Genomic DNA, 21,888 nt, shown 5'->3' with positions numbered 1-21,888 from the left:
CGAACCAGCCCTACCCTTCCTTCCGCCGCGGCGGCGACCGGCCCGGACGGCGGTATCCGGCGGTGCCGGACTCACCTCGGCCCGTACGGGATTCACTCAGCTCAAGCGCAGCGTGAGCGTTCCCGGGTCCGTCGTCGGGGCGTCGCAGACGAAGCCCCGGCAGACGTACGCGACCGCGCGGCCGTCCGCCAGGGGCCGGTTCGCCAGCAGGGGCACCTCCACGGCGGTGGGCTCGCCCTCCGGCGGCGGCGCGCCGACGGCGACGGCGAGGCCGGGTGCCGTGGACAGCAGGGCCGTGCGGTGGAGGGCGGCCGTGGCCGGGTCGTCGGGCAGGCCGACGACCGCGACCTCGCGCGGCCCGTCGAGCAGCGCCTCGGCCACCGCCAGGCCCCAGCTGATGAAGCGCGGCGCCCGCGGGCCCAGCGCGCGGACCACGCCGAGCGCCCGCTCGGCGGCCTCGCGGTGCACGGTGCTGCCGGTGTACGCGGCGTACGTCAGCAGCGCGCCGCACGCGGCGGTCCAGCCCGACGGCGTGGCGTTGTCCGTCGGGTCCTGGGGGCGCCGGATGAGGGTCTCGGCGTCGTCGGCGGTGTCGAAGAGGGCGCCGTCCGGGCCGGTGAAGCGGGCGAGGACGGTGTCCAGGAGGAGGCCCGCGAAGTCCACCCACACGCCCTCGCCGGTGACGGCGCCGAGCGCGAGGAAGCCCTCGGCGACGTCCGCGTAGTCCTCCAGGACGCCCGCGTGGGCGCCGGCCGTGCCGTCGAGGGAGGTGCGGAAGAGCCGGGCGTGCCAGTCCATGTGCGTACGGACGAGCAGGTCGGCGGCGTCGGTGGCGGCCTGGACGAGGTCCGGCCGGTCGAAGTAGGCGCCCGTCTCGGCCAGCGCGGCGATCGCCAGGCCGTTCCAGGCGGCCACCACCTTGTCGTCGCGGCCGGGCCCGGGCCGCTGCTCGCGCGCCGCGAGGAGCCTGCGGCGCACCGAGTCGAGCTTGCCGGCGTCCAGGAGCCGCTCGGAGTCGGGGAGCTGGAGGACGGAGGCGCCCTCCTCGAAGGTGCCCTCCTCGGTGACGCCGAAGTGGGCCGCCGCGAGCAGCGCGTCCTCCTCGCCGAGCACCTCGCGCAGCTGCTGCGGCGTCCACACGTAGTAGGCGCCCTCCACGTGCCGGCCGCTCCCGTCGTCGCTGTCCGCGTCCAGGGCCGAGGCGAAGCCGCCCTGGTCGGTGCGCAGCTCGCGGACCAGGAAGTCCGCCGTCTCCAGCGCGATGCGGCGGGCGAGCTCGGAGCCCGTGGCCCGCCACAGGTGCGCGTAGGCGCGGCACAGCAGGGCGTTGTCGTAGAGCATCTTCTCGAAGTGCGGCACCACCCACTCCGCGTCGACGGAGTAGCGCGCGAAGCCGCCGCCCAGCTGGTCGTAGATGCCGCCCCGGGCCATCGCCTCGCAGGTCGCCTGCGCCATCTCCAGGGCGCCCTCGGAGCCCGTGCGGGCGTGGTGGCGCAGCAGGAACTCCAGCGTCATGGACGGCGGGAACTTCGGGGCCCCGCCGAAGCCTCCGCGCACCGCGTCGAACTCGCGGGTCAGCCCCAGCAGGGCGGCGCCCAGGTCCGCGGCACTGGGCGGCTGCGCGGGCGCGTCCTTCTCCGCCGGGACGCCGAGGGCGAGCGTGCGCTCGGAGAGGTCGCGCACGATGCGGCCCGCGACCTGCCCGACCTCGTCGCGGCGGTCCCGCCACGCCGCCCGCACGCCCTCCAGGACCTGCGGGAAGCCGGGCATGCCGTGCCGGGGCGCGGGCGGGAAGTACGTGCCGAAGTAGAACGGCTCGGCCTCGGGCGTGAGGAACACCGTCATGGGCCAGCCGCCCTGGCCGGTCGCGGCCTGGACGGCCTCCATGTACACGGCGTCGACGTCGGGCCGCTCCTCGCGGTCGACCTTGACGGCGACGAAGTGCTCGTTGAGGAGCGCGGCCGTGCCCTCGTCCTCGAAGGACTCGTGCGCCATCACGTGGCACCAGTGGCAGCTGGAATAGCCGACGCTCAGCAGCACCGGCACGTTCCGGCGCCGGGCCTCGGCGAAGGCCTCGGCCGACCACGGCCACCAGTCGACCGGGTTCTCGGCGTGCTGGAGGAGGTAGGGGGACGTCTCGTGCGCCAGGCGGTTGGGCATGGGCCCATCCTTGCGCACGGGGCGCCCTCCCGGGCGGGTGGCCGCGGGGCCGTGTCCGGCCCGCGGTGAGGCCCGGCCGGCCCGGCACGGGCCGGCGGCGGTGCGGCCGGGCAGGGCTGGGCGGCCCGGCGCGGGCGTCCGCCGTGCGGCCGGGTGGGCCCGGTGCACCATCCGGTGGCAGGCGCGGTCCGGCACCGCCGGACCGGCCGGTCAGTGGCTGCGCACCGCTGCGGCGGAAAGGCATGCGAGCGCGCACCCTCTTCTCCGCGGCGGAGAACAGCCGCAGCGGTGCGTCCCGGCGGTGCCGGACCGGCCTGAGCCGTCAGGAAGTCTTCGCCGTCAGGACGTCTTCGGCGCCTGAGCCGAGGACGCCGGCGCCGCGTCGGCCGCCGGATCCTCGACGAAGTCCACCCGCTTCATGTGCCGGTTCATGCTCTTCATCAGGAACCACACCGCCACGCCGATGACGGCGAAGACGATGAAGCCGAGGACACCGGGGGTGACCTTGTTCTTGTCGAGTTCTTCGGCGAGCGGCACCAGCTGCGTGGCGGCGAGGGAGCTCATCATGGGGTCAATTGTTGCGGATGCCCGCGAAGAGGTCGTCCTCGGGGAGGGACGTGCCGACGAGAGACTTCGCCAGCTCGTACTCCTCCGTCGGCCAGACCTCCCGCTGGAGGTCCAGCGGGACGCGGAACCAGCCGCCGTCCGGGTCGATCTGCGTGGCGTGCGCGATCAGCGCCTTGTCGCGGATCTCGAAGAAGTCGCCGCAGGGCACGTAGGTGGTCAGGGTGCGCTCGCGGCCCATGGTGTGCCAGCGCTCCAGCCACTCCCCGTACGGGGACTCCATGCCGCGCTCCAGCAGCGCGTCGTGCAGCGCCTGGGTGCGCGGCCGGTTGAAGCCCTGGTTGTAGTAGAGCTTCAGCGGCTGCCACGGCTCGCCGGCCTCGGGGTAGCGGGACGCGTCGCCGGCCGCCTCGAAGGCCACCATCGAGATCTTGTGCGTCATGATGTGGTCGGGGTGCGGGTAGCCGCCGTTCTCGTCGTACGTGGTGACCACGTGCGGACGGAACTCGCGGATGAGCTTCACCAGCCGCCCGGCCGCCTCCTCCACGTCCTGCAGGGCGAAGCAGCCCTCCGGCAGCGGCGGCAGCGGGTCGCCCTCCGGCAGGCCGGAGTCGACGAAGCCCAGCCACTCCTGCTTGACGCCCAGGATGTCGCGCGCCTCGGCCATCTCCTTGGCGCGGACCTCGTGGATGTGCTCCTCGATGTAGGGGTCGCCCTGGAGCTTGGGGTTGAGGATGGAGCCGCGCTCGCCGCCCGTGCAGGTGGCCACCAGCACGTCCACCCCCTCGGACACGTACTTGGCCATCGTGGCCGCGCCCTTGCTCGACTCGTCGTCGGGGTGGGCATGCACGGCCATCAGTCGCAGCTGCTCAGTCAAGGCTCGATCCTCAGTCACTGGTCATGGCCCGTCTTATCGGTGTGTCGGGGCGCCTCCTATAGTGACCGAAGCGGGAGGGCGTTTCATTCCTGTTCTCCCGAGCGGCACCGACCCGGAGGAAAGATCATGGCTGCGGCACGCGAAGGGCTGCCCGAGGGTCGCTACGGCCGCTCGGCGGACGCACGCGCGGACCGCAAGCTCAAGATCGTCGGTGCGGTGCTGGGCGCCGGACTGCTCGGCGTGGTCGCCTGGTCCGGGATCCACTACATCACCAAGTCGGACGTGACCGGCCAGCTCCTCCGCTCGCAGCCGGTCTCGGACGACACCGTGCAGGCCGTCGTGGAGATCCGCAAGGGCAAGGACCAGACCGGCGTGTGCACGCTGCGCTCGCTCGGCGCGGACGGCTCCGAGGTCGGCCGCAAGGACGTCACGGTGGACCGCCGCGAGGAGCACTTCACCGAGTTCATCGTCATGCGGACGACGCAGCACGCGGCGGCCACGGAGCTCGAAGGCTGCCGGGCGGCGTCGGGGCGCTGACAGGCACGGGCCGCGGGGCGCTGACACCGCACGGGCGGCGCGGGTGCCCTGAAGCGGGGGTTCCGCAAGGCCGGGCGCCACGCGCCGCAGCTGATCGGATACGCCATGCAGTCACCTGCCTGACCTGCATTGACGCGATTCTTGCGTGATTTCTCCCGTTTACTTCTTCCCCCTCTCCGGACCCAATTGTTAGGCTCGTGGTTTCGCCCCGCTTTGAAGGTGCACCCTTCTGAGTAGGGCGTTCATTTGTTATCGCGATGTATCCCCAAGCATTCCCCCAGTACCGACGAGGAGCACCTGTGACCCAGACCAGCGACAACGTCACCTGGCTGACTCAGGAGGCGTACGACCAGCTCAAGGCCGAGCTGGAGTACCTGTCTGGTCCCGCTCGCACCGAGATCGCGGCCAAGATCGCGGCCGCCCGCGAGGAGGGTGACCTGCGAGAGAACGGCGGGTACCACGCGGCCAAGGAGGAGCAGGGCAAGCAGGAGCTCCGCGTGCGCCAGCTCACCCAGCTGCTGGAGAACGCGAAGGTCGGCGAGGCCCCGGCGGCCACCGGCGTCGTCGCGCCCGGCATGGTCGTGACCATCGCCTTCGACGGCGACGTGGACGACACCCTGGACTTCCTCCTCGCCTCCCGCGAGTACGCCAGCTCGGACATCGAGACGTACTCGCCGCAGTCCCCGCTGGGCTCCGGCGTCAACGGCAAGAAGATCGGCGAGGACGCCGAGTACGAGCTGCCGAACGGCAAGAAGGCCATGGTCCGCATCCTGGAGGCCAAGCCGTACACCGGCTGACCGGCTTCACGGGCGGCTTCACGGCCAGCTTCGGAGGCTGACCGGCCGGGTCGCGCCGCACGCGCCGCACGAAGGCCCTCCCGCCCCTCTCCAGGGGCGGGAGGGCCTTCGCCGTGCCCGGGGCCGTCCGCCGCGCTCAGGCCGTCGCCGACCGGAACTTCCGCACCGCCAGCGTCCGGAACAGCCCGATGATCAGCACCGACCAGATCAGCGACGCCCACACCGGGTGCTGCATCGGCCACGCCGACGGCACGGGATAGCCCGCCGGCAGGTTGCCGAAGAGCTCCCGGGCCGCCTGCACGGTCGCGCTGAAGGGGTTCCACTCGGCGATGGTGCGCAGCACGGTGGGCATGTTGTCAGCGGGCACGAAGGCGTTGGAGATGAAGGTGAGCGGGAAGAGCCAGATCAGCCCGCCCGAGGTGGCCGCCTCCGGGGTGCGCACCGACAGCCCGATCAGCGCGCCGATCCAGGAGAAGGCGTAGCCGAGCAGGAGCAGCAGCGCGAAGCCGCCGAGGGCCGCCAGGACGCCCTCGTGGATCCGCCAGCCGACGATCACGGCCACGATCGCCAGCACCACGAGCGTGAGCGTGGTCTGGACGAGGTCGGCGAGCGTGCGGCCGGTGAGGACGGCGCCGCGGGCCATGGGCAGGGACCGGAAGCGGTCGATGAGCCCCTTGTGCATGTCGTCGGCGATGCCCGCCCCGGCGCCGGCCGTGGCGAAGGTGACCGTCTGGGCGAAGATGCCCGCCATCAGGAACTCGCGGTAGGTGCTCGGGTCCGTGCTGCCGCCGACGGTGATCGAGCCGCCGAAGACGTAGCTGAACAGCACCACGAACATGATCGGCTGGATCAGCCCGAAGATGACCACCTCGGGGATGCGGATCATCCGGATCAGGTTGCGCTTGGCGACCACGAGGGAGTCGCGCACGGAGCGGCCGATGCCGCCGTGGACACGGAGGGCGGCGGCCCTGGAGGCGGGGCTTCCGATGACGCTCATGCCGTGACCTCCTGCTGCGCGCCGGATTCCCCGGCCGGCCCGGCCGCCTCGTCGGCGCCCGCCTCCGCGGCGTGCCCGGTGAGCGAGATGAAGACGTCGTCCAGGGTCGGGCGGCGCAGGGCGATGTCGTCGATCTCGATCCCGCGGCCGTCGAGCTCCCGGATGACCTCGGCGAGCAGCTTCGCGCCGCCGGAGACCGGCACGGTCACCCTGCGGGTGTGCTGCTCGACCGAGGACGCGCCCTTGCCGAAGCCGCGCAGGACCGCGTCGGCGGAGGCGATGTGCTCGGGGCTGCGCACGACGACCTCGACGCGCTCGCCGCCCGTGCGGGCCTTGAGCTGGTCGGAGGTGCCGCGGGCGATGACCCGGCCGTGGTCGACCACGCAGATGTCGTGCGCGAGGTGGTCGGCCTCCTCCAGGTACTGCGTGGTGAGCAGGAGGGTGGTGCCGCCGGCCACCAGCTCCTGGATGACCTCCCACAGGGCCTGCCGGTTGCGCGGGTCGAGGCCGGTGGTGGGCTCGTCCATGAACATCACGGGCGGGCTGACGACGAGGGCGGCGGCGAGGTCGAGGCGGCGGCGCATGCCGCCGGAGTAGGTCTTGGCGATGCGGTCGGCGGCGTCGGCGAGGTCGAAGCGCTCCAGCAGCTCGCCGGCCCGCGCCTTCGCGTCACGGGCGGACATCTGGTAGAGCTGGCCGACCATCCGCAGGTTCTCACGCCCCGTCAGGTATTCGTCGACGGCGGCGAACTGCCCCGAGAGGCCGATGGAGCGCCGGACCTCGTCGGGCTTTCTGAGGACGTCGATGCCCGCCACGGAGGCGGAGCCGCTGTCGGGTTTGATGAGCGTGGTGAGGACGCGTACCGCCGTGGTCTTGCCGGCGCCGTTGGGGCCGAGCAGTCCTAGAACGGTTCCTTCCGGTACGTCGAGATCGACGCCGTCCAGAGCTCTGACGTCGCCGAAGGTCTTCACCAGGCCTTCGGCGTAAATGGCGCCTGGCATGGAAGTTCTCCCCGCTGGGTGACGTATTACCTGATTTTACGTTCGGTGGTGTGATCCCGCCCTGTGAATGCGGTTCCCCACTTGTGGAGGGAAACACGGGCAAGGCAGTCAATTCGCGCAGGGCACGGAAAGGCAACCCCCTTTTCCCGCGGGGCAGTCGAACCGCGTAGGGCCGTCGAAGCCGGTGGCGGCGCAGCACTCTCACCCGGCCACCCGGTACCCCGCCTCCCGCAGCGCCGCCGCCACCTCGTCGCAGTGCGCGGGCCCCTTCGTCTCCAGGTGCAGCTCCACCTCCGCCTCGGCCAGGCCGAGCCTCGGGTCGGTGCGGACGTGGCCGACGTCCAGCACGTTCGCGTCGGCCGCGGAGAGCACTTCCAGCAGCGCGGCGAGCGCCCCCGGCCGGTCGGTCAGCCGCAGCCGCAGGCTCAGGTAGCGGCCCGCCGCCGCCATCCCGTGCCGCAGGACGCGCTGCAGCAGCAGAGGGTCGACGTTGCCGCCCGACAACACGGCGACCAGGGGTCCCTCGAACGAGTCGGGTTCGCTCAGCAGCGCCGCCACCGGGCCCGCGCCGGCCGGTTCCACGACCATCTTGGCCCGCTCCAGGCAGAGCAGCAGCGCCCCGGCGAGGGCGTCCTCGGAGACCGTACGGACCCCCTCGACCAGCTCCCGGACGATGCCGAAGGGCACGTCCCCGGGGCGGCCTACCCGGATGCCGTCGGCCATCGTCACCGGCTCCGCGACCGCCACGGGCCGGCCGGCGGCCAGCGACGGCGGGTACGCGGCCGCGCCCGCCGCCTGCACGCCCACGATCCGGACGTCCGGCCGCAGCGCCTTGACCGCGGTCGCGATCCCGGCCGCGAGCCCGCCGCCGCCCATGGCCACCACGATCGTGCGCACCTCGGGGCACTGCTCCAGGATCTCCAGGCCGACGGTGCCCTGACCGGCGATGACGTCCGGGTGGTCGAAAGGGTGAACGAAGACCGCGCCCGTCGCGCGGGCGTACTGCCGGGCCGCGGACAGCGCCTCGTCCAGGACCTGCCCGTGCAGGCGCACCTCGGCGCCGTACGCGCGGGTCGCGGCGGCCTTCGGCAGGGGCGCGCTCACCGGCATGAACACCGTGGCGCGCACGCCCAGGAGCGCGGCCGCCAGGGCCACGCCCTGCGCATGGTTGCCCGCGCTGGCGGCCACGACCCCCGCCGCGCGCTCCCCCTCCGGCAGCCCGGCGATGCGGGTGTACGCGCCGCGGACCTTGAAGGAACCGGTCCGCTGGAGGTTCTCGCACTTGAGGTGGACGGGGGCGCCGATCAGGCCGGAGAGGTGGCGGCTGCCTTCCAGGGCCGTGACGCGGGTGACGCCCGCGAGGACCTTCCGGGCGCGCAGGACGTCGTCGAGGGTGACAGCGGGGACGGCGGGCAGGACGGGCCGGTCCGCCGCGCGTACGGCCATGAGGCCAGTGTGGCAGCCGGGCGGGCGGCCCGCGTACGGCCCCGGGCGCCCGGCTCCACCGGGCCTCCGCGGCTCGTTGCGGAGATCGCCTCGGACCCGGTTTCAGCTCGCTTGCGGCTCGTTTACGTAACGACCTTACGTAACGACCGTCGTGGCCGACGCATATCGTCCGGCCGATTCCGGTGCGCATCGCAGTGCATATCCATGCATACCGAGCGGATTGTCAGGCACCGCTCCAGCGGATTGTCCGCCACCGGCCCAGGGGCCCTCCGGGCCGCGTACTCTGTCCCCCAATCTTCCCTGCCCGACGCACGAAGTGAGCCCCAGGCCATGCCCACCCCTTCGGACATGACGACCGACATCGCCCCAGGTGTCCTCGACGCGCTCCAGCACCAGGTTGCCGTCTTCGCACGCCGCGCCGAGCAGACGCGGCTCGGCGGCGTGGGACAGGTCCGCAACTCGATGGACCGCGCCGCTTATCTGCTGCTCAACCGCCTCGACCAGGAAGGCCCGATGGGCGTCAAGGCGCTCGCCGCCGGCATGGGCATCGACTCCTCGACCGTCACCCGCCAGGTGGCGCCGCTGGTCGACACCGGCCTGGTCAAGCGCACCTCGCACCCCGAGGACGGCCGTGCCGTGGTCCTCCAGCTCTCCCCGCGCGGCAAGGCGCGCCTGGAGGAGGTGCGGGCCTCGCGGCGCGCGCTGATGGCGCTGGTGACGGACGGCTGGAGCGAGGACGAGCGGGACGCGTTCTGCTCGCTGCTCACGCGCTTCAACACCGCGCTGTCCGAGGTGCACAACGCCCTGCCGCCGGTGACGCCGACGGCCTGACCGCAGGCACCGAAACGGCTGAAACGCACTGAAACGCACTGCGCCGGGCGGGCCGCGATATGCGGCCTGCCCGGCGCAGGGGAAAAGCGAAGGGCTGGCGGCTAGCCCAGCGCCTGCGTGAGGTCGGCGAGCAGGTCGTCGACGGACTCGATGCCCACCGACAGGCGGACCAGGTCCGCGGGGACCTCCAGCTGGGACCCGGCGGTCGACGCGTGCGTCATCAGGCCCGGGTGCTCGATCAGCGACTCCACGCCGCCGAGGGACTCGCCGAGGGTGAACACCTCGGTGCGGTTGCAGATCTCGACGGCCTGCTCCTGGCCGCCGGCCACGCGGAACGACACCATGCCGCCGAAGGCCTTCATCTGCTTGGCGGCGACCTCGTGCAGCGGGTGCTCGGGCAGGCCCGGGTAGTAGACCTGGGTGACCTTGGGGTGGGAGACGAGCAGCTCGGCCACGCGCTCGGCGTTGGCGCTGTGCCGGTCCATGCGCACGGCGAGGGTCTTGATGCCGCGCAGCGTCAGCCAGGAGTCGAAGGGGCCGGCGACGGCGCCCATCGCGTTCTGGTGGTAGGCGAGCTCCTCGGCGAGGCCCGCGTCCGCGGTGATCAGCGCGCCGCCCACGACGTCGGAGTGGCCGCCCATGTACTTGGTCGTGGAGTGCACGACGACGTCCGCGCCGAGCGCGAGCGGCTGCTGCAGGTACGGGCTCGCGAAGGTGTTGTCGATGACCAGGCGGACCCCGGCCGAGTGCGCGACCTCGGCGAGGGCGGCGATGTCGCTGATGCCCAGCAGCGGGTTCGACGGGGTCTCGACCCAGATCGCCTTGGTCGAGGGCCGCAGGGCCGCGCGCACGGCGGCCGGGTCGGAGGTGTCGGCGACCGACCACTCCACGCCCCAGCGGCTGATCACCTTGGCGAAGAGGCGGAACGTGCCGCCGTAGGCGTCGTTCGGGATGACCACGTGGTCACCGGGCGCCAGGAGCGTACGCAGCAGGGTGTCCTCGGCGGCCAGGCCGGACGCGAACGCCAGGCCGCGGACACCGCCCTCCAGCGCCGCCAGGTTCTCCTCGAGAGCGGTACGGGTCGGGTTGGCGCTGCGGCTGTACTCGTAGCCGCCGCGCAGGCCGCCGACCCCGTCCTGCTTGTACGTGGACACCTGGTAGATCGGCGGCACGACGGCCCCGGTCAGCGGGTCCGGCTCCTGCCCGGCGTGGATGGCCAGGGTTTCGAAGGCATGCTGATCGCTCATTTTCCCGAGCCTAGTACTCCGCACACCCGAACACCCGTGTTCACTTGTAACCGCAGGATGAACGATCCGCGGATCCCGCGCGTTGTTCCTCACATAGCCGTACGCTGCCCCATCCACGTTCAGGACCGCTCATGGAGTTTCTGCTCATCATGCTGGCCGTCGTCGCGATCGGCGCCGTCCTCGCCGGGCCCGCGCTGCGCCGCCGGCGGGCGCGCGCCGTGCCGGCCGGCGGACCTGCCGGCCCCGGCCCGGCCGACGCTGCCGCCGCGTACGGCTTCCTGCCGCCCGAGCAGCTGGACGTCCGCCTGCCCGGCCCCGACCCCGAGCTGCTGGGCGCCGTCGAGGAGGCCCGCCGCACGCAGGACTGGAAGCCCGCCGCCGAGCTGCTCTCCCGCACCCGCGACCCGGAGCAGCGCTGGCAGCGCGTGCAGACGCTGGCGGGCGCGGCGGTCCGCGAGCTGGCCGACGCGCCGGGCACGGGCGGCCTGTGGCTGCGGCACTGGCGGGTGGTCGCCCCGGAGGACGCGGGCGGCGCGGCCGTGCAGGCCGAGTTCCTGGTCCAGCAGGCCCTGCGCGACCCGTCCTCGCAGGACTACCGCATGATCCTGGAGGAGGCCCGTACGGTCTGCGCGGAGGCCGCCCGGCTGGCCCCGGAGGACGTGGTGCCGCTGATCGTCGAGCTGGGCGTGGCGCGCGGCATGGGCGTGGGAGCGGCCGAGTTCCAGTCGGCGTGGGAGCGGGTCGCCTCCCGCGCCCCCCAGCACATGGGCGCCCACCTGGCCGCGCTGCGCTACTGGAGCGCGAAGTGGCACGGCTCCCGCGAGCAGGCCGACGCCTTCGCGCAGCGGGCGGCCGCGGGCGCGGCGAAGGGCAGCCTGCTGCCGGCGCTGCCGCTGTTCGCCGTCCACGACCACCTGCCCGACGTGAACCTCGTCCAGGGCCTCTACCGCAGCGAGGTGGTCACCCGGGCGATCGAGGCGGCCCAGTTCGCCGCCGTCCACGCCCCGTCCGACCACCCCGTCCTGCCGCACGTGCGCCACCTGCTCGTGTGGTTCCTGGTCAACGCCGAGCGCTACCCGGAGGCGATCGAGCAGCTCCGCCGGGTGGACGGGCACATCGGGGCGGTCCCGTGGTCGTACGAGGCGGATCCGGTCGCGGCGTACGCGGCGTACCGGGCGGTGGCGCTGGCGGGCGGGGAATCGCCGGGAGCGGCGAACCGTTGGCTGTAAAACCGCGCTGCTACCGACATTCGGAGGCCTGAACATGCTCTTCCCCACCCGAGAACCCCGCCTCCCCACGCCGGAGGAGGCCCTGAAGGGCCGCCCGGAGCCGGAATTCCCCCTCCAGGAACGCCACACGGTCCTGGGCACGCCCCTGGGCGGCCCCTACCCCGCGGGCCTGGAGGTGGCGGACTTCGCCCTGGGCTGCTTCTGGGGCGCGGAACGCAAGTTCTGGCAGACGGAGGGCGTCTGGACCACCCTCGTCGGCTACCAGGGCGGCCACACGCCGCACCCGTCGTACGAGGAGGTCTGCAGCGGCCTGACGGGCCACACGGAGGCCGTCCGCGTGGTCTTCGACCCGGCGAAGGTCTCGTACGGAACGCTCCTGAAGCTCTTCTGGGAATCCCACAACCCCACCCAGGGCTTCCGCCAGGGCAACGACCGCGGAACGCAGTACCGCTCGGCGATCTACACCCACTCCGCCGCCCAGCAGTCGGCGGCCGAGTCCTCCCGGGACGCCTACCAGCAGGTCCTGACGGGCTCGGGCTACGGCCCCATCACCACGGAAATCCTCCCGGCGGGCCCGTTCCACTTTGCGGAGCCCTACCACCAGCAGTACTTGGACAAGAACCCGTCGGGCTACTGCGGCATCGGCGGCACGGGCGTCTCGTGCCCGATCGGCGTGGCGAAGGCCGAAGGCTGACCTCCCCGTACGGCACCTCGCCGACCCGCACGCCCGGTTCGGCACCGCCGGCTCCTGGGGTGGAGAGGTGACGGCCGGGTCGGGCGACACGTGCGGCGGCCGTCACCGGTTGCAGGCCGGTGGCGGCCGCTACGCGGATTTTCAGCCGTGCCAGAGCTGGGTGGCACCGCCGTAGCAGTCCCACTGGTTCACGACGGTGCCGTTGGTGCGGCTCCACACGGCGTCCAGGCACTTGCCGCTGTCCACGTTCACGACTTCGTACCCGTTGTTCACCTGCCGCAGCGTCCACAGCTGGGTCGCGCCGCCGTAGCAGTCCCACTGGGTCACGGCAGTGCCGTTGTTGTGGCTCCACACGGCGTCCAGGCACTTGCCGCTGTCGATGTTCACTATCTCCTGGCCGTTCCATCTCCATTGCTGGGTCGCGCCGCCGTAGCAGTCCCACTGGGTCACGGAGGTGCCGTTGCTGTGGCTCCACACGGCGTCCAGGCACTTGGCGCTGTCCACGTTGACGAAGTAGCCACCGCTCGCGGCAAGGGACTGGCCGCCGGGCCTGGCTTCGGCCTCGGCCGGGACGGCCGTTGCGAGGCCGCCCCCGATGAGGAAGACGACGCCGACCGCGAGAGCGGACAGACGCTTGCCGTGATTCCGCGCCATGATGTGATGCTCCTTCGCTGATGCCCATGGTGTGGTGCTCGGAGAGACCGGCTGCGGTCTCCGGTGCCAAAGTCCCGGATGGTCCGGCATGGGGCGAGGAGCCTTTTGGACGATCCTGGGCGTTCTCGGACAGGGCGTCACCGGTGCCGGGATCACCGTGCCGGCGGAACGCCCGGCGATGGCAACCGGTTCCCGTCCCTCCGGCCGCAATGACCGGGGCCGTCTTCTTGAGCCGGGTGCCGAGCTGCTGCTCGTACTGGGACGACGCGGTCCTGCGCCATGCGGTGGACCGATTGCCGTACGCGGTCTCGACCGCGCCCGCGACGCCACCGACCGGGGCCGGCCGGACACTTGGCTCAGCCGCGTCACGGCGGTCGCCCGCTCTCACGCGGCCCCCGGTCTACGGATACGGTCTCCTCACGCTCGCGCATCCGTGACGGCGGCAGTACGGCGTCCGGCCTCCCGCCGGCAGCGCAGTTCGACTAGTGGAACCGCACCCCGCCTGTCCCCGTTCGGCGCCCGAGGTGAGGCGGCTGGTTCAATCCGGGGATGACGGAATCTCTGTGGGGCAGGCTCTCGGACGAAGCGCGTGCCGAGGTCGACGACTTGATCACCAGTTGCCGGAACATTCAGGCGATCGTGTCGATGCGGGAGCTCGCCGGCACGCCGGTACCCGGGCTCCGGGAGTGTGTCGAGCTTCTGGCTGAACGCAGCACTGCGCTCTCGGCGGAGGCAACGCCACCGCAAGAAGGCTGCCGCTGACGCTGACGCCCCGGCGGTCAGTGGCAGCGGAGGAGGCTCAGGTCGCTGGTGGGGTCGAGGACCGGCAGGCGTGTGCCCGGAGAGGATCGGGGGTAGGCGGGGGTATGCGCAGCGTGACGTTTGTCGTCGGTTCGGGGCGGAGTGGTTCCACCGTCCTGTCCCGGATCGTGCGGGCTCATCCGGACGTGCTCAGCCTCAACGAGTTCTGGGCGTCGGTCGGCACACGGGCGTTGCCCGGCCGGCCCGTCGACGGGGCGGAGTTCTGGCGGCTGGTCGCGGATCCGCATCCCGCCTTCGACTCCATGGTCCGCAGCGGGATGCCGATGGCCGAGTTCCTGCACCCGCGCGCGGCGAGGCGGGATGAGGGCGCGGGGATCCCCGCGCTGTCGCTCATGGTGCTGCCTCATCTCACGGACGACCCGGACGGGTTGTTCGAGGAGCTCAAGGGGGTGGTCGTCACGTGGCCGCGCCGTACGGCCCCCGAGCACCATGAGGAGTTGTTCGACGTGCTGTGCGCGCGGTTCGGCCGGACGGCCGTGGTCGAGCGTTCCGGCTATTCGGGGCACAGGGTGCCGCAGTTGCACGCCGCGTTCCCCGCGGCGAAGTTCGTGCACATGTTCCGCGACGGGCCGGACTGCGCGCTGTCCATGAGCCGGCATCCGGGCTTCCGGCTCATCCTCCTGCGGCGCGAGATCCAGGCCCGTACGGGTGCGGCGCATGCCGACGACGTGCTGACCGAGGAGCAGGTGCGGTCCCTGCCCCCGGAGCTGGCGGGCCTGCTGAGCGTCCCGTTCGATCCGGCGCTGGTCCTGGACCGGCCCCTTCCCGTGGTGGAGTTCGGCGCCCTGTGGTCGCAGATCGTCACCGAGGCGGCGGCGCACCTCGGCCGGTTGCCCCAGGAACAGTGGATTCCGCTCGCGTACGAGGAGCTGCTCGACGCACCGCGCCGGCAGCTGAGCCGCATTGCGGCGTTCTTCGGCGTCGAGCCGCTGCCGCAATGGCTGGACACGGGGTGCGCGATGCTCGACGGAAGCCTCCGGGGCGCCTCGCTGCGGCTCCCGCCCGCTGAACTCGCCGCGCTCCGCCGGCGGTGCGCTCCCGGCACGCGGGTGCTGGAGGCGGCAGGCGGACCGTCCTCGGCCGCAGGCTAGAGCTGCTTCTCCAGGAGGGTGACCGCGTACGGGCTGCCCGGGCCGCCGTTCTTCGCCCGCTGTTCGCCGACGACCGTGTAGCCCGCCGCCTCGTAGTAGTCGCGCAGCCGCGCGTTGCTGCTCAGGCAGTCCAGCCGGCACAGGGCCCGGCCGGCGGCGGCGATGCGGCGTTCGGCCTCGGTGAGCAGGTGGCGGCCGGTGCCGGGCGGGGCGGTGCGGCGGTCGGTCATGAGGCGGTGGACGTAGCCGGCGACCGGGGGCTGGGGACCCCAGGCCGCCGGGTCGTCCCACCACAGCTCCCACGCTCCGGCGACGGGGCCGCCGGGGCCGTCGGTGGCCATCCAGACCTCGCCGTCCTCCAGGCGCGCCCGGAAGTGGTCCTCGCCGAGCTGTCCCGGCTTCCACTGGTCGATGCCGCGGCCGATCTGCCAGCGTGCGGCGTCGTCGCGGAGGCGGGTCAGTTCGGTCAGGTCGTCCTCGTCCGCGCGGCGGAAGGTGAGGTTGTTCATGATCGGGAACCTTACGACGTGCTCAGGAGAAGTCAGGAGAAGAATCAGGAGAAGAATCAGTAGAAGAAGAGGTGCAGGTCCTCCAGCGAGCCCGGGCCCGTGAAGAAGGCCTCGGCCGCCGCCAGTTCGCTCTCAAGGCGCGGGTGACGTGACCTGATCTCCTGCATCAGCGGCTGCCCCCGCTGCAGGGTGCGCACCGTGGTCAGGAGGAGTTCCTGCCACCGTTCGCCCTGTTCGGCGAGCGCGTAGATGCCGGACAGCAGGTCGGCCATGCCGGCGGGGCGGGTGAGGGCCGACGGGTCCCGGCCCGTCACCGGGGAGAGCTCCCAGCCGCCGGCGCGTGCGGCGAGGCGGAGGGCTCCGGCCCAGTTGGTGATGCGGCCGATGCGGACGTACAGGGAGTCCCCGGTGTGGGGCGGCAGGCTGCCGCCGTGCAGCGCGTTGGTCGCGGCGATCAGGTCGGCGAGGACGCGCCGCTCCGTGTCGTCCATCTTCCAGTCGCCGTCCTGCTGGGCCCCTATCGCGGCGTCCAGCCAGTCGGTGGCGGCGGTCAGGCGGGCGGCGAAGTCGGCGTCATGAGGCATCCCGCCAGTGTGGCCTCCCATCCGCAGCCCCCCACCAGCGGCCCTGCGCGCGCCGTCCCCTGTGCGGCACGCGCAGGGCAGCTCATGAGCCGGCTCTACGGTCTCCGCCCGCCCCCGTCGACCACCCGGCAGGTCATCGTCCTCAGTCCTCCACGCCCAAGTCCCGCCTCATCACCTGCTGCATCTCCGTCAGCCGGGGCTTCGCCTCCTTGAGCGCGACGAGGACACTGTCCGGAGTCTCGCCCTCCAGGGCGCGGCCGCGGTCGATCCGCTTCGCCGCCGCATCCGCCGCCGCGAGGACGCGGTTGACGTCGCGCGACGCGATCATGACCGCTTCCGGGACGATCATCAGCGCCTCGGCGTACCGGTCGCGGTGGTCGAGCCGGGCATCTTCCAGTTGAGCGCGGTCCTGGTCGGCGTAGACGCCGTCGCGCAGGCGGTGCAGCGTGTCCTTGAGGAGGGTGTGGAACTGCCGTGAGGCGCGGTTCATGGCCGTGTAAGCGGCCCGGCGCTCCTCGAAGCGGCGCCGCTCCGCCTCGGCCACGGCCTCCACGTGGCGCTGACGCTCCGCCAGCCGCTGGGACAGCAAGGGGGCGAAGAGGGTGCCGAGGACACCGACGACAGCGGTGACCATGGCGGCTATGGCGGCGCTCACGTACCGACCTTAGCCCCGCAGCCGCCTCACTTCCGCGCCACGAAGCGGAAACTCCCCTTCCCCACCGTCACCGTGCACTCCTCGAACCCCGCCATCCGCAGCCGCGCCTCCAGCGTCTCCGGCGGCACCGGGACGCACGTGTCACCGACGTGGATCAGCCGGAAGCCCCAGTTGCTGAGGGCGTCGCTGCCGGTGAAGACGCCGCCGGGGCGCAGCACGCGGTGGGCCTCGGCGAAGAGGCGGTCCTGTGCGGTGAGCGTCGGGACGTGGTGGAGCATCGTGAAGCAGGCGACCGAGTCGAAGCGCCCGTCCGGCAGCGGGATGTCGGCGCCGTCCCCGTAGACGACGTCGACGCGGTCGCCGAACAGCAGCCGCAGCCGGGCCGCGTACGACGCGTCCGACTCCACGACGCTCAGCTTCTCCACCTTGCGCACCAGGACCCGCGTGGTCGCCCCGTAACCCGGCCCGATCTCCAGGCAGTCCTCGCCCAGCGGGACGTTCTCCAGGACCCAGGGCAGGAGTTCGTCCCGGATCGCGCGGAACCATCGGTCGGAGGAGCAGAGGCGGCGGTGGATGAGGTTCATCGGCATGCACCGAGGCTAGGAAGGGGGTGGTGGTGTCGTATACGGGCCAGGAGGTCAACTCATGTCGCCGAACGGACAGAAGAACGGGCAGGAGAGCAGACAGCCGAGCGGTCGGCGGAACGGACCGCTCGCGGGGCGAGGGCCGCTCCCCCACCTCGTCTCCCCTCCCGGCGCCGCCGTCGCCGTCGCCAGCTTCGCCCTCGACGACGGCGAGTGGTTCGGCCGTCACGAGCACGCGGCCCACCAGCTCGCCTGGGCGCCCCACGGCGTCCTCGCCGTACGTGCCTCCGGCCGTACGTGGGTGCTGCCGTCCACGGTCGCGCTCTGGATCCCGGCGGGCCTCCCGCACTCCACCGGCGCGACCTCGTCCGCGCTTCTGCGCAGCCTCTACTTCTGGCCGGAACGCTGCCCGTTGAGCTGGGACGAGCCCCAAGTCGTGCCCGTCTCCGGCCTCTTGCGGGAGCTGATCAACTACCTGGCGCAGGACACCGCCTCCCTCACCGCGGAGCCCCGGCAGCGCGCCGAGGACGTCGTCCTCGACCTCCTCCGCCCGGTCTCCGTGACGACCGTCCGCGCGCCGCTGCCCGCCGACCCCCGCGCCCGCCGCATCGCGGAGGCCCTCCGTACGGACCCCTCGGACGGGCGCACGCTCGCGGAGTGGGGCGCGGTCGTGGGCGCGAGCGCGCGGACGCTCGCGCGGGCCTTCACCGCCGGTACGGGCATGACGTTCGGGCAGTGGCGCACGCAGCTGCGGCTGCAGGCGGCGATGCCGATGCTGGCGGCGGGCGCGACGGTCTCGGCGGTGGCGCGGCGCGTCGGCTACGGGTCGCCGAGCGCGTTCGTGGCCGCCTTCCGCAGGGGCGTGGGCGTCCCGCCGGGCACCTACTTCGCCCCCGCGGAACCCCAACCGTGAACCGGCGGGACCCCGGCCGTAAGCCCGCGGAACCCCGGCCGTGAACCGGTGTCAGCCCGGCCCCGTCCGCCCGGCCCCCGCCCCGTCAGCCCCGCTCCGCCCGTCAGCCCAGCTCCGCCGCGTCCGCCGCCTCCGCACCCCGCGCCCAGCCGTCCGCGTCGCGCCCCCTCAGCCGGTGCGACGTGGTCTCCGGGAAGAGCCGCTCGGCGGTCTCGCCGACCGCGAGGTCGCGCGCGGCGAGCACCGGCAGCACCTCGGGCCGCGCCTCCTGCGCGACGGCCTCCGCGGTCGCGTCCCGCACCGCCGCCGCGAGCCGTTCGCTGATCCGGGACGCGTAGGCGATCAGGAAGGACTCGCGGAAGTCGCGGGTGCGGCGCGAGCGCCCGCCCGCGTGGTGCGCGTCGGCGGCCCGGTTCATCGCGGTGGTGGCCTGGACCAGCAGGGACGTGTACATGAGCTCCACCAGCTCCAGGTCGGCGTCGAAGCCGACGACGGTGGAGAAGCAGTGGTCGGCGGACCAGACCGCCTGGCAGTGGTTCGCACCGGCCACCGCGTCCAGCAGCAGCGCCTTCGCCGACTCGTACGGACCCTCGACGCCGATCCGGCAGGCTCCGGGCCCGTCGCCGACGGCCCCGTCCGCGTGGGCGGCCAGCAGCGCCTCGTCCATGGAGTGGCGGGCCATGAGCTCCTGGGCCTTGGCGGAGAGGGCCTCGGCCTCCTCGGGGAAGTCCGTGGACTCGGCCTTGGCCAGCAGCCCGCGGATCCGGCCCAGGACGCGCGGCTCGACGTGCGCGCCGGGCCGGGCGTACGCGGCGCCGGGCAGGGGCCCGACCGCGCCCGTCCGGGGCAGCCGGGCGGCCAGCCGCAGTGCCGCGAGCGCGCACGCGACCGTCTCGAAGCGGCTGAGGCGCTCGCGCTGCGCGAAGCCCTCCAGGAAGGCCTCGTCGTCGTCCCACCACACCCGCGCCTGGAGGTCGCGCAGCTGCGCGGTCCAGCGCGCGCCGAGGGTGTCGGAGGCGTACCGCCGTGCCTCGGCGGCCACCGCCGCGACGGCGAACCGCACCTCGGCGGGGCCGAGTTCCCGCCGGGCGAGCCGGATGACGTCGGCGGGCTGCCAGCCGCGCTCCCAGCAGCCCCGTACGGTCGCCGAGGCGGTGCGCACGACGGCGCGGCTGAGGGACTCCCAGCCGGCGGGCGCGGCGGCCAGGGCGGAGGCGGCGGCGTAGAGGGCGTCGTCGAGGGTGTCCGGGCCGTGCGCGCGGAGGGAGGCGAGCGCCTCCTCGACGGTCTCCAGCAGGGCGGCGTCCTCGTGCCGGACCTGCTGATCCTGCCGGTCCTGCCGGCGGCTCTGCTGATTGCTGCGTTCGGCCACGGGACTCTCTTCCTTGCATGACGCATGACGGATCACCGCGTCGGACGGGATCACCGCGATGCGGTGCCGGTGCGGCGCCGGTACGGTCCATTGTCCGTGACGCCTGCTGCACCAGGGGTTACCGCCCAGGTCAGCGGGCGGAGGCTACCATTCCGCGGGCTGTCGGGGGGAGCCTCCGGACGAACCCCCGGAGGAACCTCCGGACGAACCTTGGGCGGAGCTCCCGGGCGCCTCCCGGCACGATCCCTCACCCCAGTCCCACAGGGCCTGCAGCACCGGGCCCAGCGCCCACCCGCGCGCCGTGAGTTCGTACCGGACGGCCGGCGGCCACCCGCCCGTACGGATCCGCTCGGCGACTCCGCGGTCCACGAGGCGGGCCAGCCGGTCGGCGAGGACCTTGTCGGAGAGCGCGGGGAGGGCGGCGGCGAGCTCGGAGTAGCTGCGGGGCCCGGGGCCGCGCAGCAGCTCGCGGACGACGAGGGTGGTCCAGCGGCCGCGCAGGGCGTCCAGGGCGATCTCCACGGGGCAGCCGGGCGTGGGCTCGGTGACGGCGGCCAGGGGCGCGTCCGGCAGCCCGGGCCGGGGCGCGGCCGCCCCGCGGCTTTCCGTTCGGTGAGTCACGGAGGCGTCTCCTACGGTCGTCACCGGATCACCGGCCCACCCAGGAGGCGACCCCGCACATGATCACGACCGCCGACCGCAGCCACCCACCGCTCCCCACCACTCCCGACCGGCTGCCGCACGTCTTCGCGGCGCGCTTCAACGGGCGCGACGCCGCGGCCGTCCAAGAGGTGTACGAACGGGGCGCGACGTTCGTTCCGGAGCCCGGCGGCCCGGTGACCACGGCGGAGGGCATCGCCCGCGCCAACGCCCGCTTCCTCGGCCTCGGCCTGCCGATCACGGTCCGGCCGCGCCACGTCTACGCGGCCGGCGACATCGCCCTGCTCGTCGTGGACTGGGAGATCGACGGCACCGGCCCCGACGGGCAGCCGCTGCGCGTCGCGGCCACGGCCACGGACATCGCGCGCCGCGGGCCGGACGGCCGCTGGCGCTACGTCGTGGACAACCCGTTCGGCACGGGGCCCGCCCCGCGCGGCGCCTGAAGGCGCTCCTACGGCATCCGTGCCGGAAACCCGGAACTACGGCATCCGCGCCTGGAAGATCCCCACGGACCGCTCCGGCCGGTAGCCGAGCAGCTTGTTGACCGACCGCATCGGGCCGTTGTCGTCGGCGACGTGCGTGCAGATCTCCCGTACGGGCTCCTCCTGCGCGCGCAGCAGCTGCAGCATGCGGAGCTTGACGGCCCGTCCGAGGCCGAGGCCGCGGTGGGCGGGGGCCACGGCGGTCTCGTACTGCTGGGCGCGCAGGTCGCCGGGCGAGCGCACGCCCACCTCGGTGAGGGCGGCGTACGTGCCGTCGGGCGCGGCGACCGTGACGGTGTACAGCAACCCGCCGCGCTCCACGAACCCGCGCTGGGCGGCGGCGATGCTCTCCGCGTCCCACCGCATGGGCTGCTGGTCGAGTTCGCCCATGGGGGCGTCGGCCATGGCGTTGCGGACCCCGGCGAAGAGGGCGGCGTTGGCGGCGGGAACGGCCCCGGTCCACGCCACGAAGCGGTAGCCGGCGGGGAGCTCGGGCGCGGCGGTCTCGTCGGCGATCCGCTGGACGTACAGCACGAGCTGCAGCCCGCACGTGAACCCGCGGTCCTTGGCGAACTGCTCGCCCACGCTGCCGATTTCCAGCTCCAGGCTCACCGACTCCCGCTGCTCGCGCTCCAGGACCGCCTGTATCTCCCGCCACAGCAGGGTTCCGACGCCGCGGCGCCGCTGGTCGGGCCGGACGGCGAACCGCCCGATCCAGGCGGTCCTGCGGTTCACCTCGTCGTCGAAGAGCCGGAGGAGGGCGACGCCGGCGTATCCGGGGCCGTCCCCGTCCAGTGACGGGACGGCCAGCTTGACGATCCGGCTGCGTGCCGCGGGCACCCGCAGCTGCCCGGCCGTCTCCACCCGCCCCGGCCCGGGCACCCCCGCCGGCATGTCGTGGCGGTGGGCGGCGGTGACGACGGCGTGCCAGGCGTCGGTCTCGGCTTCGGTAGGGGTGCTGCTCAGGCGCTCGACGACGCCCGGTCGCGGATGATCGCTCATCCTGCGCACGGTACGGAGATCACTGACGCTTGTCGTGCGGATTTACGGCTCGTGCGGGTACGGCACCGCCGGTCCGCAACGTTGCGGCTGCGCGCCGTTGCGGCGGATTCTTTTCAGCGGAGCCGATCGCACGAGCGTAAGACACCGCAGGGCGGTGGCCCCCACTCCCGTGGGGGCCAC

24 protein-coding genes are annotated in these 21,888 nt (G+C 73.1%); 9 read left to right on the top strand and 15 right to left on the bottom strand.

Features of this window, described 5'->3' with window-relative positions; genetic code table 11:
• Positions 1 to 96 precede the first annotated feature (96 nt).
• The 3 genes from ACOTKD_RS17485 to mca all read right to left on the bottom strand — a co-directional run bounded on the left by ACOTKD_RS17485 (position 97) and on the right by mca (position 3,601).
• The gene (locus ACOTKD_RS17485; protein ID WP_424889893.1) at positions 97 to 2,160 is read right to left on the bottom strand and encodes a thioredoxin domain-containing protein; all 2,064 of its coding nucleotides are present in this window, start codon (positions 2,158 to 2,160) and stop codon (positions 97 to 99) included.
• Positions 2,161 to 2,499: 339 nt separating this feature from the next.
• Positions 2,500 to 2,727, bottom strand: a complete 228-nt coding sequence (locus tag ACOTKD_RS17480) for a hypothetical protein (RefSeq protein WP_424889892.1) — start codon at positions 2,725 to 2,727, stop codon at positions 2,500 to 2,502.
• A gap of 4 nt (positions 2,728 to 2,731) precedes the next feature.
• Complete coding sequence (gene mca / locus ACOTKD_RS17475; RefSeq protein ID WP_424889891.1) at positions 2,732 to 3,601, bottom strand: mycothiol conjugate amidase Mca; 870 nt, start codon at positions 3,599 to 3,601, stop codon at positions 2,732 to 2,734.
• 126 nt (positions 3,602 to 3,727) lie between these two features.
• On the opposite strand from mca, the gene ACOTKD_RS17470 reads away from it, so the two are divergent.
• On the top strand, positions 3,728 to 4,138 hold the full coding sequence (locus tag ACOTKD_RS17470) for a DUF4307 domain-containing protein (RefSeq protein WP_424889890.1): 411 nt from the start codon (positions 3,728 to 3,730) through the stop codon (positions 4,136 to 4,138).
• Positions 4,139 to 4,437: 299 nt separating this feature from the next.
• On the top strand, positions 4,438 to 4,935 hold the full coding sequence (gene greA, locus ACOTKD_RS17465) for a transcription elongation factor GreA (RefSeq protein WP_106677674.1): 498 nt from the start codon (positions 4,438 to 4,440) through the stop codon (positions 4,933 to 4,935).
• 136 nt (positions 4,936 to 5,071) lie between these two features.
• On the opposite strand, the gene ACOTKD_RS17460 is transcribed toward greA, so the two are convergent.
• The 3 genes from ACOTKD_RS17460 to ilvA all read right to left on the bottom strand — a co-directional run bounded on the left by ACOTKD_RS17460 (position 5,072) and on the right by ilvA (position 8,379).
• The gene (locus ACOTKD_RS17460) at positions 5,072 to 5,932 is read right to left on the bottom strand and encodes an ABC transporter permease (protein WP_424889889.1); all 861 of its coding nucleotides are present in this window, start codon (positions 5,930 to 5,932) and stop codon (positions 5,072 to 5,074) included.
• Positions 5,929 to 6,933 (bottom strand): ATP-binding cassette domain-containing protein, encoded by a 1,005-nt coding sequence (locus tag ACOTKD_RS17455; protein ID WP_424889888.1) that lies wholly within the window; start codon positions 6,931 to 6,933, stop codon positions 5,929 to 5,931. Before ACOTKD_RS17455 ends, ACOTKD_RS17460 begins: the two co-directional genes overlap by 4 nt.
• 201 nt (positions 6,934 to 7,134) lie before the next feature.
• Positions 7,135 to 8,379, bottom strand: coding sequence for a threonine ammonia-lyase (gene ilvA / locus ACOTKD_RS17450; RefSeq protein WP_424889887.1), 1,245 nt, complete (start codon positions 8,377 to 8,379; stop codon positions 7,135 to 7,137).
• Positions 8,380 to 8,709: 330 nt separating this feature from the next.
• Here ilvA and ACOTKD_RS17445 point away from each other — a divergent pair, with 330 nt between their 5' ends.
• Positions 8,710 to 9,210, top strand: coding sequence for a MarR family winged helix-turn-helix transcriptional regulator (locus ACOTKD_RS17445; RefSeq protein WP_106677681.1), 501 nt, complete (start codon positions 8,710 to 8,712; stop codon positions 9,208 to 9,210).
• A 101-nt stretch (positions 9,211 to 9,311) separates the two neighbouring features.
• On the opposite strand, the gene ACOTKD_RS17440 is transcribed toward ACOTKD_RS17445, so the two are convergent.
• Positions 9,312 to 10,457 carry a cystathionine gamma-synthase gene (locus ACOTKD_RS17440; RefSeq protein WP_106681197.1) on the bottom strand — a complete coding sequence of 382 codons (1,146 nt, stop codon included), beginning with the start codon at positions 10,455 to 10,457 and terminating at the stop codon, positions 9,312 to 9,314.
• Between the two features lie 131 nt (positions 10,458 to 10,588).
• Between ACOTKD_RS17440 and ACOTKD_RS17435 the strand changes: the two genes are divergently transcribed.
• On the top strand, positions 10,589 to 11,686 hold the full coding sequence (locus ACOTKD_RS17435; RefSeq protein WP_424889886.1) for a hypothetical protein: 1,098 nt from the start codon (positions 10,589 to 10,591) through the stop codon (positions 11,684 to 11,686).
• 34 nt (positions 11,687 to 11,720) lie between these two features.
• Entirely contained in the window at positions 11,721 to 12,380 is a 660-nt protein-coding gene (gene msrA, locus ACOTKD_RS17430) for a peptide-methionine (S)-S-oxide reductase MsrA (RefSeq protein ID WP_424889885.1), read from the top strand.
• A 141-nt stretch (positions 12,381 to 12,521) separates the two neighbouring features.
• On the opposite strand, the gene ACOTKD_RS17425 is transcribed toward msrA, so the two are convergent.
• Positions 12,522 to 13,034: an RICIN domain-containing protein gene (locus ACOTKD_RS17425; RefSeq protein ID WP_424889884.1), complete on the bottom strand. Its 513-nt coding sequence runs from the start codon at positions 13,032 to 13,034 to the stop codon at positions 12,522 to 12,524.
• A gap of 549 nt (positions 13,035 to 13,583) precedes the next feature.
• On the opposite strand from ACOTKD_RS17425, the gene ACOTKD_RS17420 reads away from it, so the two are divergent.
• Together ACOTKD_RS17420 and ACOTKD_RS17415 are read left to right on the top strand one after the other, a co-directional pair.
• Complete coding sequence (locus ACOTKD_RS17420; protein WP_424889883.1) at positions 13,584 to 13,796, top strand: hypothetical protein; 213 nt, start codon at positions 13,584 to 13,586, stop codon at positions 13,794 to 13,796.
• A gap of 104 nt (positions 13,797 to 13,900) precedes the next feature.
• Positions 13,901 to 14,947: a sulfotransferase family protein gene (locus ACOTKD_RS17415; RefSeq protein ID WP_424889882.1), complete on the top strand. Its 1,047-nt coding sequence runs from the start codon at positions 13,901 to 13,903 to the stop codon at positions 14,945 to 14,947.
• On the opposite strand, the gene ACOTKD_RS17410 is transcribed toward ACOTKD_RS17415, so the two are convergent.
• From ACOTKD_RS17410 to ACOTKD_RS17395, 4 genes are all read right to left on the bottom strand, one after another.
• Positions 14,944 to 15,456 carry a GNAT family N-acetyltransferase gene (locus ACOTKD_RS17410; RefSeq protein WP_424889881.1) on the bottom strand — a complete coding sequence of 171 codons (513 nt, stop codon included), beginning with the start codon at positions 15,454 to 15,456 and terminating at the stop codon, positions 14,944 to 14,946. The genes ACOTKD_RS17415 and ACOTKD_RS17410 overlap by 4 nt on opposite strands.
• 56 nt (positions 15,457 to 15,512) lie before the next feature.
• Positions 15,513 to 16,040, bottom strand: a complete 528-nt coding sequence (locus tag ACOTKD_RS17405) for a hypothetical protein (protein ID WP_424889880.1) — start codon at positions 16,038 to 16,040, stop codon at positions 15,513 to 15,515.
• Positions 16,041 to 16,182: 142 nt separating this feature from the next.
• Positions 16,183 to 16,695, bottom strand: a complete 513-nt coding sequence (locus tag ACOTKD_RS17400; protein WP_424889879.1) for a hypothetical protein — start codon at positions 16,693 to 16,695, stop codon at positions 16,183 to 16,185.
• Positions 16,696 to 16,721: 26 nt separating this feature from the next.
• Entirely contained in the window at positions 16,722 to 17,285 is a 564-nt protein-coding gene (locus ACOTKD_RS17395; protein ID WP_424889878.1) for a class I SAM-dependent methyltransferase, read from the bottom strand.
• A 55-nt stretch (positions 17,286 to 17,340) separates the two neighbouring features.
• On the opposite strand from ACOTKD_RS17395, the gene ACOTKD_RS17390 reads away from it, so the two are divergent.
• Positions 17,341 to 18,192 (top strand): AraC family transcriptional regulator, encoded by an 852-nt coding sequence (locus tag ACOTKD_RS17390; RefSeq protein ID WP_424889877.1) that lies wholly within the window; start codon positions 17,341 to 17,343, stop codon positions 18,190 to 18,192.
• A gap of 103 nt (positions 18,193 to 18,295) precedes the next feature.
• Here ACOTKD_RS17390 and ACOTKD_RS17385 read toward each other — a convergent pair whose 3' ends face one another.
• The gene (locus ACOTKD_RS17385) at positions 18,296 to 19,564 is read right to left on the bottom strand and encodes a DUF2786 domain-containing protein (protein ID WP_424889876.1); all 1,269 of its coding nucleotides are present in this window, start codon (positions 19,562 to 19,564) and stop codon (positions 18,296 to 18,298) included.
• Positions 19,565 to 19,708: 144 nt separating this feature from the next.
• Positions 19,709 to 20,185, bottom strand: coding sequence for a winged helix-turn-helix transcriptional regulator (locus tag ACOTKD_RS17380; protein WP_424889875.1), 477 nt, complete (start codon positions 20,183 to 20,185; stop codon positions 19,709 to 19,711).
• Between the two features lie 59 nt (positions 20,186 to 20,244).
• Here ACOTKD_RS17380 and ACOTKD_RS17375 point away from each other — a divergent pair, with 59 nt between their 5' ends.
• A complete protein-coding gene (locus ACOTKD_RS17375; RefSeq protein ID WP_424889874.1) occupies positions 20,245 to 20,667 on the top strand; it encodes a YybH family protein in 423 nt (140 codons plus the stop codon).
• A gap of 36 nt (positions 20,668 to 20,703) precedes the next feature.
• Here ACOTKD_RS17375 and ACOTKD_RS17370 read toward each other — a convergent pair whose 3' ends face one another.
• Positions 20,704 to 21,708 carry a GNAT family N-acetyltransferase gene (locus ACOTKD_RS17370; RefSeq protein ID WP_424889873.1) on the bottom strand — a complete coding sequence of 335 codons (1,005 nt, stop codon included), beginning with the start codon at positions 21,706 to 21,708 and terminating at the stop codon, positions 20,704 to 20,706.
• Positions 21,709 to 21,888 lie beyond the last annotated feature (180 nt).

Origin of the sequence: Streptomyces sp. XH2 (assembly GCF_049725035.1) — a bacterium.
Classification (GTDB): Bacteria; Actinomycetota; Actinomycetes; order Streptomycetales; family Streptomycetaceae; genus Streptomyces; species Streptomyces roseoverticillatus.
The sequence above is the reverse complement of the archived record's forward strand: the minus strand, read 5'-3'. Positions and strand labels throughout refer to the sequence as shown.

What these genes read in the sequence shown, in the direction of transcription:
- ACOTKD_RS17485 (WP_424889893.1), bottom strand. Translation starts at nt 2,160, where the DNA reads ATGCCCAACCGCCTGGCGCACGAGACGTCCCCCTACCTCCTCCAGCAC.
- ACOTKD_RS17480 (WP_424889892.1), bottom strand. Translation starts at nt 2,727, where the DNA reads ATGATGAGCTCCCTCGCCGCCACGCAGCTGGTGCCGCTCGCCGAAGAA.
- ACOTKD_RS17470 (WP_424889890.1), top strand. Translation starts at nt 3,728, where the DNA reads ATGGCTGCGGCACGCGAAGGGCTGCCCGAGGGTCGCTACGGCCGCTCG.
- ACOTKD_RS17460 (WP_424889889.1), bottom strand. Translation starts at nt 5,932, where the DNA reads ATGAGCGTCATCGGAAGCCCCGCCTCCAGGGCCGCCGCCCTCCGTGTC.
- ACOTKD_RS17455 (WP_424889888.1), bottom strand. Translation starts at nt 6,933, where the DNA reads ATGCCAGGCGCCATTTACGCCGAAGGCCTGGTGAAGACCTTCGGCGAC.
- ilvA (WP_424889887.1), bottom strand. Translation starts at nt 8,379, where the DNA reads ATGGCCGTACGCGCGGCGGACCGGCCCGTCCTGCCCGCCGTCCCCGCT.
- ACOTKD_RS17445 (WP_106677681.1), top strand. Translation starts at nt 8,710, where the DNA reads ATGCCCACCCCTTCGGACATGACGACCGACATCGCCCCAGGTGTCCTC.
- ACOTKD_RS17440 (WP_106681197.1), bottom strand. Translation starts at nt 10,457, where the DNA reads ATGAGCGATCAGCATGCCTTCGAAACCCTGGCCATCCACGCCGGGCAG.
- ACOTKD_RS17435 (WP_424889886.1), top strand. Translation starts at nt 10,589, where the DNA reads ATGGAGTTTCTGCTCATCATGCTGGCCGTCGTCGCGATCGGCGCCGTC.
- msrA (WP_424889885.1), top strand. Translation starts at nt 11,721, where the DNA reads ATGCTCTTCCCCACCCGAGAACCCCGCCTCCCCACGCCGGAGGAGGCC.
- ACOTKD_RS17425 (WP_424889884.1), bottom strand. Translation starts at nt 13,034, where the DNA reads ATGGCGCGGAATCACGGCAAGCGTCTGTCCGCTCTCGCGGTCGGCGTC.
- ACOTKD_RS17420 (WP_424889883.1), top strand. Translation starts at nt 13,584, where the DNA reads ATGACGGAATCTCTGTGGGGCAGGCTCTCGGACGAAGCGCGTGCCGAG.
- ACOTKD_RS17415 (WP_424889882.1), top strand. Translation starts at nt 13,901, where the DNA reads ATGCGCAGCGTGACGTTTGTCGTCGGTTCGGGGCGGAGTGGTTCCACC.
- ACOTKD_RS17410 (WP_424889881.1), bottom strand. Translation starts at nt 15,456, where the DNA reads ATGAACAACCTCACCTTCCGCCGCGCGGACGAGGACGACCTGACCGAA.
- ACOTKD_RS17405 (WP_424889880.1), bottom strand. Translation starts at nt 16,040, where the DNA reads ATGCCTCATGACGCCGACTTCGCCGCCCGCCTGACCGCCGCCACCGAC.
- ACOTKD_RS17395 (WP_424889878.1), bottom strand. Translation starts at nt 17,285, where the DNA reads ATGCCGATGAACCTCATCCACCGCCGCCTCTGCTCCTCCGACCGATGG.
- ACOTKD_RS17390 (WP_424889877.1), top strand. Translation starts at nt 17,341, where the DNA reads ATGTCGCCGAACGGACAGAAGAACGGGCAGGAGAGCAGACAGCCGAGC.
- ACOTKD_RS17375 (WP_424889874.1), top strand. Translation starts at nt 20,245, where the DNA reads ATGATCACGACCGCCGACCGCAGCCACCCACCGCTCCCCACCACTCCC.
- ACOTKD_RS17370 (WP_424889873.1), bottom strand. Translation starts at nt 21,708, where the DNA reads ATGAGCGATCATCCGCGACCGGGCGTCGTCGAGCGCCTGAGCAGCACC.